Annotated in this window: 14 protein-coding genes; 6 read left to right on the top strand and 8 right to left on the bottom strand. The window is 49.8% G+C overall.

Annotated features, from left to right (window positions below):
* Positions 1-28 precede the first annotated feature (28 nt).
* From KU854_RS08560 to KU854_RS08575, 4 genes are read left to right on the top strand one after another with little or no spacing between them, the layout of a single operon-like run.
* A complete protein-coding gene (locus KU854_RS08560; RefSeq protein ID WP_218358031.1) occupies positions 29-1,870 on the top strand; it encodes a penicillin-binding protein activator in 1,842 nt (613 codons plus the stop codon).
* Positions 1,854-2,222 (top strand): YraN family protein, encoded by a 369-nt coding sequence (locus KU854_RS08565; protein ID WP_218358033.1) that lies wholly within the window; start codon positions 1,854-1,856, stop codon positions 2,220-2,222. Before KU854_RS08560 ends, KU854_RS08565 begins: the two co-directional genes overlap by 17 nt.
* A 3-nt stretch (positions 2,223-2,225) precedes the next feature.
* Positions 2,226-2,816 (top strand): phosphoheptose isomerase, encoded by a 591-nt coding sequence (locus KU854_RS08570; RefSeq protein WP_218358035.1) that lies wholly within the window; start codon positions 2,226-2,228, stop codon positions 2,814-2,816.
* Positions 2,817-2,818: 2 nt separating this feature from the next.
* Positions 2,819-3,379 (top strand): BON domain-containing protein, encoded by a 561-nt coding sequence (locus tag KU854_RS08575; RefSeq protein WP_218358037.1) that lies wholly within the window; start codon positions 2,819-2,821, stop codon positions 3,377-3,379.
* A 45-nt stretch (positions 3,380-3,424) separates the two neighbouring features.
* On the opposite strand, the gene sspB is transcribed toward KU854_RS08575, so the two are convergent.
* From sspB to zapE, 8 genes are all read right to left on the bottom strand, one after another.
* Positions 3,425-3,895, bottom strand: coding sequence for a ClpXP protease specificity-enhancing factor (gene sspB / locus KU854_RS08580; RefSeq protein ID WP_218358038.1), 471 nt, complete (start codon positions 3,893-3,895; stop codon positions 3,425-3,427).
* Complete coding sequence (gene sspA, locus KU854_RS08585; RefSeq protein WP_218358039.1) at positions 3,895-4,530, bottom strand: stringent starvation protein SspA; 636 nt, start codon at positions 4,528-4,530, stop codon at positions 3,895-3,897. The genes sspB and sspA overlap by 1 nt, the downstream gene beginning before the upstream one ends.
* 86 nt (positions 4,531-4,616) lie before the next feature.
* Positions 4,617-5,354, bottom strand: a complete 738-nt coding sequence (locus KU854_RS08590) for a cytochrome c1 (protein WP_218358041.1) — start codon at positions 5,352-5,354, stop codon at positions 4,617-4,619.
* Complete coding sequence (locus tag KU854_RS08595; RefSeq protein WP_218358043.1) at positions 5,351-6,616, bottom strand: cytochrome b; 1,266 nt, start codon at positions 6,614-6,616, stop codon at positions 5,351-5,353. The genes KU854_RS08590 and KU854_RS08595 overlap by 4 nt, the downstream gene beginning before the upstream one ends.
* Positions 6,616-7,206 carry a ubiquinol-cytochrome c reductase iron-sulfur subunit gene (petA, locus tag KU854_RS08600; protein WP_218358044.1) on the bottom strand — a complete coding sequence of 197 codons (591 nt, stop codon included), beginning with the start codon at positions 7,204-7,206 and terminating at the stop codon, positions 6,616-6,618. The genes KU854_RS08595 and petA overlap by 1 nt, the downstream gene beginning before the upstream one ends.
* Positions 7,207-7,586: 380 nt before the next feature.
* Positions 7,587-7,976 (bottom strand): 30S ribosomal protein S9, encoded by a 390-nt coding sequence (gene rpsI, locus KU854_RS08605; protein ID WP_218358046.1) that lies wholly within the window; start codon positions 7,974-7,976, stop codon positions 7,587-7,589.
* Between the two features lie 12 nt (positions 7,977-7,988).
* The gene (gene rplM / locus KU854_RS08610) at positions 7,989-8,417 is read right to left on the bottom strand and encodes a 50S ribosomal protein L13 (RefSeq protein WP_005502163.1); all 429 of its coding nucleotides are present in this window, start codon (positions 8,415-8,417) and stop codon (positions 7,989-7,991) included.
* A 232-nt stretch (positions 8,418-8,649) separates the two neighbouring features.
* Positions 8,650-9,753 carry a cell division protein ZapE gene (zapE, locus tag KU854_RS08615; RefSeq protein WP_218358047.1) on the bottom strand — a complete coding sequence of 368 codons (1,104 nt, stop codon included), beginning with the start codon at positions 9,751-9,753 and terminating at the stop codon, positions 8,650-8,652.
* A 180-nt stretch (positions 9,754-9,933) separates the two neighbouring features.
* On the opposite strand from zapE, the gene zapG reads away from it, so the two are divergent.
* The gene (gene zapG / locus KU854_RS08620; protein WP_218358049.1) at positions 9,934-10,347 is read left to right on the top strand and encodes a Z-ring associated protein ZapG; all 414 of its coding nucleotides are present in this window, start codon (positions 9,934-9,936) and stop codon (positions 10,345-10,347) included.
* An 87-nt stretch (positions 10,348-10,434) separates the two neighbouring features.
* Positions 10,435-11,802 (top strand): Do family serine endopeptidase, encoded by a 1,368-nt coding sequence (locus tag KU854_RS08625; RefSeq protein WP_218358050.1) that lies wholly within the window; start codon positions 10,435-10,437, stop codon positions 11,800-11,802.
* Positions 11,803-11,935 lie beyond the last annotated feature (133 nt).

Consider the following 11,935-nt stretch of genomic DNA (forward strand, 5'->3'; position numbering starts at 1 on the left):
ATAGAGGGCAACAAGTTACGGACAGAAGATGTTCATGCGTAAAATAACCCATAAGTGCAAAAGTGTATCACGACTTCTCTCGCCAATCGCGCTGGCTTTGGCGCTTTCGGCGTGTCAGACCACTCCGCCTGTCGAGCAAGGTCCTCAATATGACATCACCGCCCCGGCGCTGGAGTCATCTACCTTTTACTTGCTGAAAGCGGAAACCAGTCAGGGTGAAGAGAAAGCCGATTGGTATTTGCTTGCGCTCAAAGCGTTGATTGCGGAAAAGCAATACTCTCAGGCTGACGTGATTATCAACCGCCTGGCGAAGATGCCACTCACCCCGCTACAACTTTCCGAATGGCAGTTGAACCGTGCGACGCTTTTACAACAAAAAGGCGACCTGTCCTCAGCCGTTGAAGGCTTGAACTTCCAGCCATCCTGGGGATTACCAGCCAAGCAGTACCAGCGTTACCACCAGCTTAAAGGTGAGCTGTATGAAGCGTTGGGGAATATGCCTGCTGCGGTACTTTCCTATTCCGAGGGCGTGCCGTACCTGACGGACACTTATGAGAAACAGCAAGCCTGGAACCACATCTGGTCGATGTTGGTTGCGATGCCGGCTTCCGGACTCAACACGCTGTCAGCAAGCGGTAATACCACACTGACCGGCTGGGTAGAGCTGTTAAATTTGCTGCGCCGTTATTCCGGACACCCTGCCCAGCAACAGGAAGCCCTCTCCGAATGGTTAGCAGCGAACCCTGCGCACCCGGCCAACCGTTATCTGCCGCAAGATCTAAACGCGCTGCAGTCTATGGAAATCCTGCGCCCTGAACGTATCGCTGTACTGCTGCCTCTGAGTGACAAATTTGCAGCCCAGGGTGAAGCAATTCGCAATGGGTTGGTTCAGGCACTGTTGGATGATAACTCCGGCGCTGATGCGCCCGCGGTGAAGTTTTATGACACCAATGCCATGCCGATGGCTGATATCGTCAACACTATGCGTGCTGACAATATCGAATTCGTGATTGGTCCCTTGCAAAAAGACAAAGTGGATGAGTTTCTCTCCCTTAGCCAGAACAGTATTCCAACTCTGGCGCTTAACATTCCCGATGACGAAGGCGGCGAGGCCAATACCTGTTTCTTCACTCTGTCACCTGAGCAAGAAGCCGAACAGGCAGCTATCCATATCGCACAAAACAATCACCGTTATCCGCTGGTTATTGCCCCAGACAGTGGCTTTGGCCGTCGCGTGAGTGAAGCGTTTGACAAGCAGTGGGAAAAAGAGACAGGTGAAAAGGCTGAAGTAGAGTACTTCAAAAACCGCGCTGAAATGCAAAAGACCGTGCAGCGTGTTTTCGGCCTGACCGAAAGTCAGGCGCGCATTCAGCAAATGAAGCAGTTACTGGGCCTGGACATGGAAGCGGAGCAACGCAGCCGCCGCGACGTTGACGCCGTTTATCTCGTTGCCAATGCGGGTGAGCTGACACTGCTAAAACCATTTATTGAAGTGGCTATCAACCCGGATGTCACGCCACCAAAACTCTATGCCAGCTCGCGCTCCAACAACCGTGTTAACGGCGTCGGCGAAATTGGTGAACTTCGTGGTATTGAGTTCAGCGATGTACCATTGCTGGTCGATGCCAGTAACCCTGCAGCGGCTCGCTTCAACCAGTTGTGGCCTGAGCTTGATAATGGCATGACCCGCCTTTATGCATTGGGGATGGATGCTTACGCGCTTATCGAAGCGCTGCCACAAATGCAGGCGCTGCCAAGCTATCGTTTCGAAGGCCTTTCCGGTGAGCTATCCCTTGGTGATTACTGCACCGTTAACCGTGCCGTTTCATGGGCAAAATTCGGGGATCAGGGGATTGTTTCTGTTAAATAAGAAACAAACCGGCGATTACTACGAACAGCAGGCTTGCCGCTATTTAGAGCGGCAAGGTCTCACACCTATCGATAAGAACGCCCGCTTTAAAGCGGGCGAACTCGATCTGGTCATGCAAGATAAAAGCTGTATCGTCTTCGTTGAGGTGAAGTTTCGCAAACAAACCCACTTTGGCGGCGCAGCAGTCACCATCTCCGCCTCGAAAAGACAAAAGCTGTTAAAAGCAGCCTATTTATGGCTTAGTCAGAAAGGGCTTTCCGCGACCCATACCGAATTTCGATTTGATGCCGTCACTTTTGAAGGCGACGCAAACTCGGTAAACTGGGTGAAGAATATCGAAATTGAAGGTTAATCAATGCTAGAGAGCATCAAAGAGAGCTTTACAGAAAGCATCCAGACTCAAATTGCAGCCGCGGAAGCGTTGCCAGAGCAAATTTCCAAAGCATCGATGTTACTGGTGCAATGCTTACTGAACGGCAACAAAATCCTCTGTTGTGGTAACGGTGGCTCTGCGGCAAACGCACAACATTTTGCATCTTGTCTGCTCAACCGCTTTGAAACCGAACGCCCTAGCTTACCGGCTCTCGCGCTGACAGCGGACACAGTCACACTGACCGCAGTCGCCAATGACTATCACCACGATGAAATCTTCTCCAAGCAGGTGCGTGCATTTGGGCAAGGCGGTGATGTGTTGCTGGCGCTTTCTACCAGCGGCAACAGTAAAGATATCATCAAAGCGATGGAAGCTGCGGTTACCCGTGATATGACTATCATTGCCCTGACTGGCAAAGATGGCGGTGAGATGGCAGGCCTTTTAGGGGAGCAGGATGTTGAAATCCGCATTCCTTCCCAGCGCACCGCACGTGTGCAGGAAGTACACCTGATTACCCTTCACACCCTTTGTGATTTGATTGACCAGTATCTTTTCCCTACACACGGAGAGTGATAATGAAAAAGGCGCTGCTGCTTGCTGCCATTTTGGGATTAAGTGCCTGCTCCACGATCTATGAGCAGGATACGCGCACTGCAAAAGCAGAGTGGCAGGATACCCGGATAGCCATGGAAGTGGCGGGTATCGTCAATAAAGCCCCGTTTAAAGGTGACGTACGTATCAACGCCGTCTCTTACGACGGAAAGCTGCTTTTGATCGGCCAGGCTGACAACGAGTCGCTGAAAAAGCAACTGGTGACACAAGTACGTGAGCTGGACGGTATTGCCACGGTGTACGATCAAATCCGTATCAAGCCCCCGCTGTCACTGGGCGATGTCAGTAATGATACCTGGCTCACCACCAAAGTGAAATCAGCCCTGATCGGCAGCAAAAAGCTCAGCAACGTCAACATCAAAGTGATCACCGAAGACAGTGAGGTGTTTTTGCTTGGCTATGTTACCCGGGAGCAGGCTGAAGAAGCGACAGAAATCACCCGCAATCTCAGTGGCGTGAAGCAAGTGATTAAAGGGTTTCAGTATGTGGAAAACCCACCAGCTGACGCGCAGCAAAATCAGTAGCAGTAAAACCATTGAGACAAAAAAAGCAGCCTTTGGCTGCTTTTTTTATTTTACGACGGTCAGTGTCGGGCGGCCTTTAGGTTTCGGCTCTTCATCCCCTGAATCATCAGGCGATTCAACACTGGCACTTGGCGTGTCTAGCGTGTCGATTTCCGGCTCAGACTCAATGCGCTCAAGTTCTTCATCATACGCTGGCTCTGGATCGAACATGGTACCCGCACCGTTTTCACGGGCGTAAATTGCCATGACCGCATACAGCGGAACAGTCACCAGCATTGGGCGACCGCCAAAGCGGGCATTGAAGCTGACTTCATTGTTGCCAAGCTCCAGATTCCCAACGGCACGTGGCGCAATGTTCAGAACAATTTGTCCATCCTGAACATACTCAAATGGCACGTTCACGTATGGCATAGTCGCATCAACCACCAAATGTGGTGTCAGGTCATTGTCCAGTAGCCAATCGTAAAACGCCCGCAACAGGTACGGGCGTCTTGGCTTGAGATTCATCTCGCTCATTACTGCGCCAGACGCATCTCGCGCTCAGCTTCGGTCAGCGACGCGAGGAATGAATCACGCTCGAAAACGCGAGCCATGTAAGTTTTCACTTCTTTCGCACCTGGGCCACTCAGCTCAATACCCATGATAGGCAAACGCCACAGTAGCGGAGCCAGGTAGCAATCAACCAGGCTGAACTCTTCGCTCATGAAAAACGGGTACTCAGCAAATACCGGTGCCAGAGCCAGCAGCTCTTCACGCAGTTGACGACGCGCTTTGTCCGCCTCTTCTGCATTGCCTTTCTCGATTTTCTCAGCCAGGGTGTACCAGTTACGCTCAATGCGGTACATCATCAGACGGCTGTTACCACGTGCAACCGGGTAAACCGGCATCAGAGGTGGGTGCGGGAAGCGCTCATCCAGGTATTCCATGATGATATTCGCGTTATACAACGCCAGTTCACGGTCAACCAGAGTAGGTACCGAGTTGTACGGATTCAGATCAAGTAAATCCTCTGGCAGGTTATTTGGATCAACAAGCTCAATCTCATAGGTCACACCTTTCTCTGCCAGAACGATGCGAACCTGATGGCTATACATGTCTGATGCGTCTGAATACAACGTCATCACCGAGCGTTTATTGGCAGCAACAGCCATTAACCCCTCCAGAATGTTTCATCAATAGAAAAAACAATGGGAGCACCTGCCCCCATTGTGGATCAGCAACTCACTAGATTAACCGATCAGTGAACATCACGCCAATACTCTTTCTTGAGCAAAATGGCAAGGATAAGGAAAATGATTATAAAGCCAATTACCCAATATCCCATTTGCTGACGCTCAAGTTTCATTGGCTCGCCGGAATACTCCAGGAAGTTGACCAGATCACGAACAGCTTCGTCATACTCTTCAGGGCTTAATTCACCGTTGCCCAACGACGTAAGACCAACCAGCTCCTGAACTTGTTCGCCATCGACCATGACAGTTTTGAACTCTTTAACCGGCGTGCCCTGCAACTCTTCAAGAACATGCGGCATACCAACGCTAGGGAAAACAACGTTGTTAACGCCAAATGGGCGGCTTGGGTCAGCATAGAATGAACGCAGATAGGTATAAATCCAATCCGTACCCCGAACACGTGCAACCAGCGTCAGATCCGGTGCAGGCGCCCCGAAGAAGGTTGCTGCATCGTCCACAGTGATGGCATTGGTGATCAAATCACCAATCTTGGCGTTTTTATCAAACACCAGATTTTCCATCATCAGCTCTTTCGGAATATCCAGATCGTCTGCAATACGTTCATAACGTTGGTACTGGGTAGCATGGCAACCCAGACAGTAGTTCATGAACAGTTTGGCACCACGCTGCAATGATGCTTTATCAGACAAATCATTGTTCGCTGCGTCCAAATGCACATTCCCACCGGCAGCCATCGCGAGAGAAGGCAGGAATGCGAACAACATTACAATCCATTTTTTCATTTGAAATTCACCCTCTCCGGTAGTGGCTTCGTTGCTTCATTCTTGCTGTAGAAGAACAGCAGCACGAAGAACATGAAATAACCAAAGCTAAAGATCTGCGCCATCAGCGTGTAAGTAGGCGTGGCAGGCAATGCCCCCAAAATACCCAGCGCGATGAACGAGACGGTGAACATAGCAATATTTGCCAGATGAATTTTGCTGCGGTAGCGGTATGAACGGACCTTACAACGATCCAACCACGGCAACAGGAATAGCACTACAATGGACAGCCCCATCAGCACAACCCCTGCAAGCTTATCCGGCACCGCACGCAAAATGGCGTAAAACGGCGTGAAGTACCACACTGGCGCAATGTGCTCAGGAGTCTTCAGCGGGTTAGCTGCTTCAAAGTTAGGTGGCTCGAGGAAGTAGCCGCCCATCTCTGGGTTGAAGAAGATGACATACGCAAACAGGATACCAAATAAACCAACGCCTACGAGATCCTTCACCGTGCCATACGGATGGAATGGGACAGAATCAATGATGTCGTATTTCTTGGTGTAGTACTCATGGAACGGGAACTGTGTTTTGTAGTCCTCGCCCTTGGTGCCTTTAGGCAGTTTGGTTTCGATACCATCCGGGTTATTTGAGCCTACTTCGTGCAATGCCAGGATGTGCAGAACAACCAGCAGCAAAAGTACGATTGGAAGCGCAACAACGTGAAGCGCAAAGAAGCGGTTCAATGTCGCACCGGACAGAACAAAGTCACCACGAATCCACAGTGTCAGGTCATCACCGATAACCGGAATAGCACCAAACAGGGAGATGATTACCTGTGCACCCCAGTAAGACATCTGACCCCATGGCAGCAGATATCCCATGAAGGCTTCAGCCATCAGCACCAGGAAGATCAGCATGCCGAAAATCCACAGCAGCTCACGTGGTTTTTGGTATGAGCCGTAGATCAGTCCGCGGAACATATGCAGATAAACCACGACGAAGAAAGCTGATGCGCCGGTGGAGTGCATATAACGCAGCAACCAACCGTATTCCACATCACGCATGATAAATTCAATGGAAGCAAACGCACCTTCAGCAGAAGGGTTGTAGCTCATGGTCAGCCAGATACCTGTCAGTAACTGATTGACCAACACCAGCATCGCCAAAGAACCGAACAGATACCAGAAGTTAAAGTTCTTTGGCATCGGGTATTCGGACAAATGCTTTTTATAGGCATTCATCACTGGCAGACGTTTTTCAAACCAGTTAAGCAAGTTTTCCATCATGCTTCTCCCTCGTCTGCACCCACCAAAATGCGCTTGTCATTCAGGTACGTATAAGGCGGAATAACAAGGTTCAATGGCGCTGGAACCCCTTTAAACACACGTCCTGCCATGTCGAACTTAGAACCGTGACATGGACAGAAGAAACCGGACGTGACGCCCTCAACTTGCTCACCAAAACTGTCAGGTAAATAGGTAGGTGAACAGCCGAGGTGGGTACAAATTCCCACGGCGACAAAAAGTTCGGGCTTAATGGAGCGGTACGTATTTGTAATGTATTCGGGTTGCTGAGGTTCTAAAGACTCAGGGTCACGAAGTTGCTCACCGATGTCATTGAGCGCTTCAACCGTTTGATTGCTGCGGCGCACAACCCATACAGGTTTACCCTGCCAAACTACCCTGATTAACTGGCCTTCCTCAATCTTGCTGACATCGACTTCGACCGGGGCACCGGCAGCTTTTGCTTTGGCGCTTGGGTTCCATGACTTGATAAAAGGCACAGCGACTGCTGCAGCCCCTACACCACCAACCACAGCGGTTGACAGAGTCAGGAAACGACGTCGGCCGGAATTCACTGGCGCATTGCTCATCCAACATTCTCCCATGTGCTCCCGCATGGATTTTTATAACTTTCCTTATGCGTCCCTGGAGCGTACGGCTAACTCAAAATAAGAATTTTTCTCACGTAGAACTGTGCAGATTATCTAACAATAACCTACTAATACGTCGCCTAAATGATAAGGAAAACCCCACTTTTTGACAAGATAAAGCTACTTTTTTGTAACAAATGTGAGGTATACACCGTTTTTTTATCTAACGGTCAAAAAAGAAAATTTTGAGAAAAGTTCAAAATGGGGAGAAGCGCACAGAATAGGCGGATATTGCCGCCTTGATGCGAATTTCAGGCAAGAAAAAGCCCAGCATATGGCTGGGCTTTTGGACCAAAATTCCCGGGAGTCCCGGAAGCGAATTAACGCTTAGAGAATTGTGGACGACGACGTGCTTTACGCAGACCAACTTTCTTACGTTCAACGCGACGTGCGTCACGAGTAACGAAGCCAGCTGCGCGCAGTGCAGGACGCAGAGTCTCATCGTATTCCATCAGCGCACGGGTGATACCGTGACGGATAGCACCTGCTTGACCAGAGATACCACCACCGGTAACGGTGATGTACAGGTCCAGCTTCTCAGTCATTTCCACCAGCTCAAGTGGTTGCATAACAACCATGCGAGCGGTTGGACGACCGAAGTAGGTTTCCAGTGAACGCTTGTTAATTACGATGTTACCGCTGCCCGGCTTGATGAATACACGAGCTGCGGAGCTTTTGCGACGACCTGTGCCGTAGTATTGTTCTGCCATTTTAAAGTCCCCTTAGATGTCCAGTACTTGCGGCTGTTGTGCCGCGTGCTTGTGCTCAGCGCCCGCGTAAACTTTCAGTTTACGGAACATTGCACGACCTAGAGGACCGCGTGGCAGCATACCTTTAACAGCAAGCTCGATAACCATTTCTGGTTTCTTAGCGATCAGTTTGTCGAAGCTGATTGACTTGATGCCACCCATGAAACCAGTGTGGTGGTAGTACATCTTGTCAGTAGTTTTCGCGCCAGTTACTTTAACTTTTTCCGCGTTGATAACTACGATGTAGTCACCAGTGTCAACGTGTGGAGTGTACTCCGGCTTGTGCTTACCACGTAGACGAGATGCGATTTCAGTTGCGATACGACCCAGAGTTTTACCTTCTGCGTCAACAATGTACCAGTCGCGTTTTACAGTTTCTGGTTTAGCAACGAATGTTTTCATGCTAATAATTACCCGATAAATTTAGATTTCACTTAAGGAGCTCTCGCTCCCACTGTTAAGAGCCCATGCAGCACCCCTTCGAGTGGTGTACCCTCGGCCAAAGCCTTTCAACAGTAACGGTGGGTCGCAGGATTATAAGGAAGGGTGGAGAAAAAATCACCTTTTTTTCGAAAAAATTCCTGACTTTTTCTCCAGTCGATCAATATCAATACTATCAGTTAGTACGGATCGTTTATGGAAGATGCTCTAACGCCAGATAATCATGGCTTTGCATCTCCTTTAAACGGGATATACAGCGTTTGAATTCGAAATTCAGCCTGCCGTCCGTATACAGTAATGGCAAGGGAACCTCGGCGGAAATGATGAGTTTTACGTGTCTTTCGTAAAATTCATCCACCATTGCAAGAAAACGCCTTGCAGCGTCATCTTTAGCCAATCCCATTTGTGGCACTCCCGCCAGCAATACCGTGTGATAAAGCCTCGCCAATTCGATGTAATCAGACTGACTTCGCGGACTGTCACACAAGGTGGCGAAATCAAAGTGTACGACGCCTTCCGCCTCACGCACTGTTGTCAGTTTACGGTTGTTCACTTCTATATCATGGCCCTCAAAACAGGGCTCAGTGGCGAGCTGATAGAAATACGCTTTAAGGTTGGTATCGGCCGCTGTATCGAGAGGGTAATGGTAGATTTCAGCCTGCTCGAGCGTGCGCAAGCGGTAGTCGGTACCGGCGTCAACATTGACCACATCGCAATGCTGGTTGATAAGCGCAATCGCGGGCAAAAATCGCGCTCGTTGCAACCCATTCCGGTAAAGCTCATCCGGCACAATGTTGGATGTCGCCACCAGGCAAATCCCCCGGTCAAACAGGGCTTCCATCAACGTGCCAAGTATCATGGCATCAGTAATGTCGGAGACAAAAAACTCGTCGAAACACAGGATGTAGGTTTCGCTGGCCAGCTTGTCAGCGATTTTCTGCAACGGATCCTGCTCGCCATCGAGTAAACGTAACTCTTGATGGACACGGTGCATAAAACGGTGAAAGTGCATGCGCAGCTTTTTATCAAAAGGCAGGCTTTCGAAAAACGTGTCGACGAGATAGGTTTTCCCCCTACCGACACCTCCCCAGAAATAGAGTCCTTTTTCCGGTGGACGTTTTTCTTCTTTTTTCCCAAGTAACGACTTAAGAAAACTGGTTTTTTCAGATGGCGTGTTCGCTCTGGCGATCAAGCGGTGATAGAGATCTTCCAGACACTCAACAGCATGTTTCTGCGAAGGGTCTTCATAGAAATCGGGGCGCTGAAGATCTTTTTGGTATTGCTGTAGTGGCGTCATCCTTACACCTAACTTTCCCTGTGACATCATCGTTCTCAAAATCAATAGTACCACGCGTCAGAGTTGGCATGTATAGTGTTCACATGCATTAAGGGGTTTGCAGTTTTCTATTTTTTCCGTCTCCGTTATGGGTAAAAATTGCAATACATCCAACCCGTTGGAATAAGTTAAGGAGCACTTATGGCTTGGATCAACACATTAGTATTTGTGGTCATCGGGGTTGTTATTGGTTTCGTTATCGCCCGTTTGACAATGCGCGACAACACACAACAAAAAGACCTCAAAAAAGAGCTCGAAAAATCGCGCTATGAACTTGAGCAGTACCGCCAGGAGTTGGTCGACCATTTCGCGCAAAGTGCCGAACTGCTTGATAACATTTCCCGAGACTACAGCAAGTTGTATCAACACATGGCGAATACTTCGGCAGAACTGATGCCAAACCTGCCAGAGCAGGACAATCCGTTTGCCAAGCGTATCAGCAAGCTGTCTGAAGTCACCGAAGAGGCAGAAGACGACCAGACACCGCCGCGTGATTACTCTGACGGTGCCTCCGGTCTTCTTAAAGATAAGACGGAAACCAGTAAAGCAAGTTAACTCCGTCGCAATTCTTAGCCACATGGGCATTGAACTTTTCTTACACACCCCCACTCTTAAAACGTACCAATTGTGGGGAGTGTGTTTATGAAAAAAAGGTCTTTGCTTACTCTGAGTGCGATCGCACTCGCCGTTAGTACTTCTATTACTGCTTTACCAGCCAGCGCTGCACTGCCAGTGGCTGTTTCCGGTGAAAGCCTGCCAAGTCTGGCACCCATGCTGGAAACCGTCAGTCCCGCTGTTGTCAGTATTGCCGTTGAAGGCAGCCATGTCTCCAAGCAACGCATTCCTGAATCTTTCCGCTTTTTCTTTGGCCCGGATTTCCCGTCCGAGCAAGTCCAGGAGCGTCCCTTCCGTGGCTTAGGCTCTGGCGTCATCATTGATGCCGATAAAGGGTATGTGATCACTAACCATCATGTGATTGATGGCGCAAACAAAATCCGCGTTCAACTGCATGACGGCCGTGAATATGACGCCGAATTGATCGGCAGTGACGGCATGTCCGATGTAGCACTGCTGAAACTGGAGAAAGCGGGTGATCTCACCGAAATCAAACTGGCGGACTCTGACAGCTTGCGCGTTGGCGATTTCGCTATCGCTATCGGCAACCCATTCGGCCTCGGCCAGACAGTCACTTCTGGTATTATTTCTGCGTTGGGCCGCAGCGGCCTGAATGTCGAGAACTTTGAAAACTTTATTCAAACCGACGCCGCGATCAACAGTGGTAACTCCGGTGGTGCATTGGTGAACCTGAACGGTGAGCTGATCGGGATCAACACCGCTATCCTGGGTCCAAACGGCGGTAATGTGGGGATCGGTTTCGCTATTCCGGTCAACATGGCAAAGAACCTGGTTGAACAGATCCTGGAGTTTGGTGAGGTTAAACGTGGCGTTCTGGGCGTACAGGGCGGCGAGCTGACTTCAGAGTTGGCAGAGGCATTTGGCTATGAAACCAACCACGGCGCATTTGTGAGCCAGGTTGTGCCAGACTCAGCGGCAGAAAATGCCGGAATCGAAGCCGGAGACATCATCGTTTCAGTCAATGGTAAAGAGATCCGCAGCTTCGGCGAACTGCGCGCAAAAATTGCCACACTCGGTGCCGGCAAAGAAGTGAAGCTTGGCATTATCCGCGATGGTAAAGACAAGACCGTCACGGCGAAATTGAAAGAAGCCACCATGGCCAAAGCCAATGCTGAAACCCTTCATGAAGCCCTGAAAGGTGCCGAACTTGAAAACTATGCAGAAGGTAAAGTGGCTGGCGTACGTGTCAGCAGCGTAGAGAAAGATTCGATCGCTGCCCGTTACGGACTGAAACAAGGTGATGTCATTGTAGGCATGAACCGTCACAAGGTGAAAAACCTCGGCGACCTGCGCAAGCAACTGGAAAGCAAACCTGCGGTTCTGGCACTGAACATCGTTCGCGGCGACTCTACCATGTACCTGGTGATCCGCTGATCCAGATAGCGAACAAGAGTTTTGAAATCAGGAGCCTGACATTGTCAGGCTCTTTTTTTATTGCGCGTTGTTACCTACTCATGACCCCTTTTCAATGCTATCCTCATCGCTTCGGAAAACGGCGATTAGTAAG

The sequence above is a fragment of the Enterovibrio paralichthyis genome (genome assembly GCF_019209835.1).
Lineage (GTDB): Bacteria > Pseudomonadota > Gammaproteobacteria > Enterobacterales > Vibrionaceae > Enterovibrio > Enterovibrio paralichthyis.

Bases quoted from the DNA above. Each gene is read 5' to 3' on its own strand.
- sspA (WP_218358039.1), bottom strand. From the start codon at position 4,530: ATGGCTGTTGCTGCCAATAAACGCTCGGTGATGACGTTGTATTCAGAC.
- zapE (WP_218358047.1), bottom strand. From the start codon at position 9,753: ATGACGCCACTACAGCAATACCAAAAAGATCTTCAGCGCCCCGATTTC.
- zapG (WP_218358049.1), top strand. From the start codon at position 9,934: ATGGCTTGGATCAACACATTAGTATTTGTGGTCATCGGGGTTGTTATT.
- KU854_RS08595 (WP_218358043.1), bottom strand. From the start codon at position 6,616: ATGGAAAACTTGCTTAACTGGTTTGAAAAACGTCTGCCAGTGATGAAT.
- KU854_RS08575 (WP_218358037.1), top strand. From the start codon at position 2,819: ATGAAAAAGGCGCTGCTGCTTGCTGCCATTTTGGGATTAAGTGCCTGC.
- sspB (WP_218358038.1), bottom strand. From the start codon at position 3,895: ATGAGCGAGATGAATCTCAAGCCAAGACGCCCGTACCTGTTGCGGGCG.
- KU854_RS08570 (WP_218358035.1), top strand. From the start codon at position 2,226: ATGCTAGAGAGCATCAAAGAGAGCTTTACAGAAAGCATCCAGACTCAA.
- petA (WP_218358044.1), bottom strand. From the start codon at position 7,206: ATGAGCAATGCGCCAGTGAATTCCGGCCGACGTCGTTTCCTGACTCTG.
- rplM (WP_005502163.1), bottom strand. From the start codon at position 8,417: ATGAAAACATTCGTTGCTAAACCAGAAACTGTAAAACGCGACTGGTAC.
- KU854_RS08560 (WP_218358031.1), top strand. From the start codon at position 29: ATGTTCATGCGTAAAATAACCCATAAGTGCAAAAGTGTATCACGACTT.
- rpsI (WP_218358046.1), bottom strand. From the start codon at position 7,976: ATGGCAGAACAATACTACGGCACAGGTCGTCGCAAAAGCTCCGCAGCT.
- KU854_RS08590 (WP_218358041.1), bottom strand. From the start codon at position 5,354: ATGAAAAAATGGATTGTAATGTTGTTCGCATTCCTGCCTTCTCTCGCG.
- KU854_RS08625 (WP_218358050.1), top strand. From the start codon at position 10,435: ATGAAAAAAAGGTCTTTGCTTACTCTGAGTGCGATCGCACTCGCCGTT.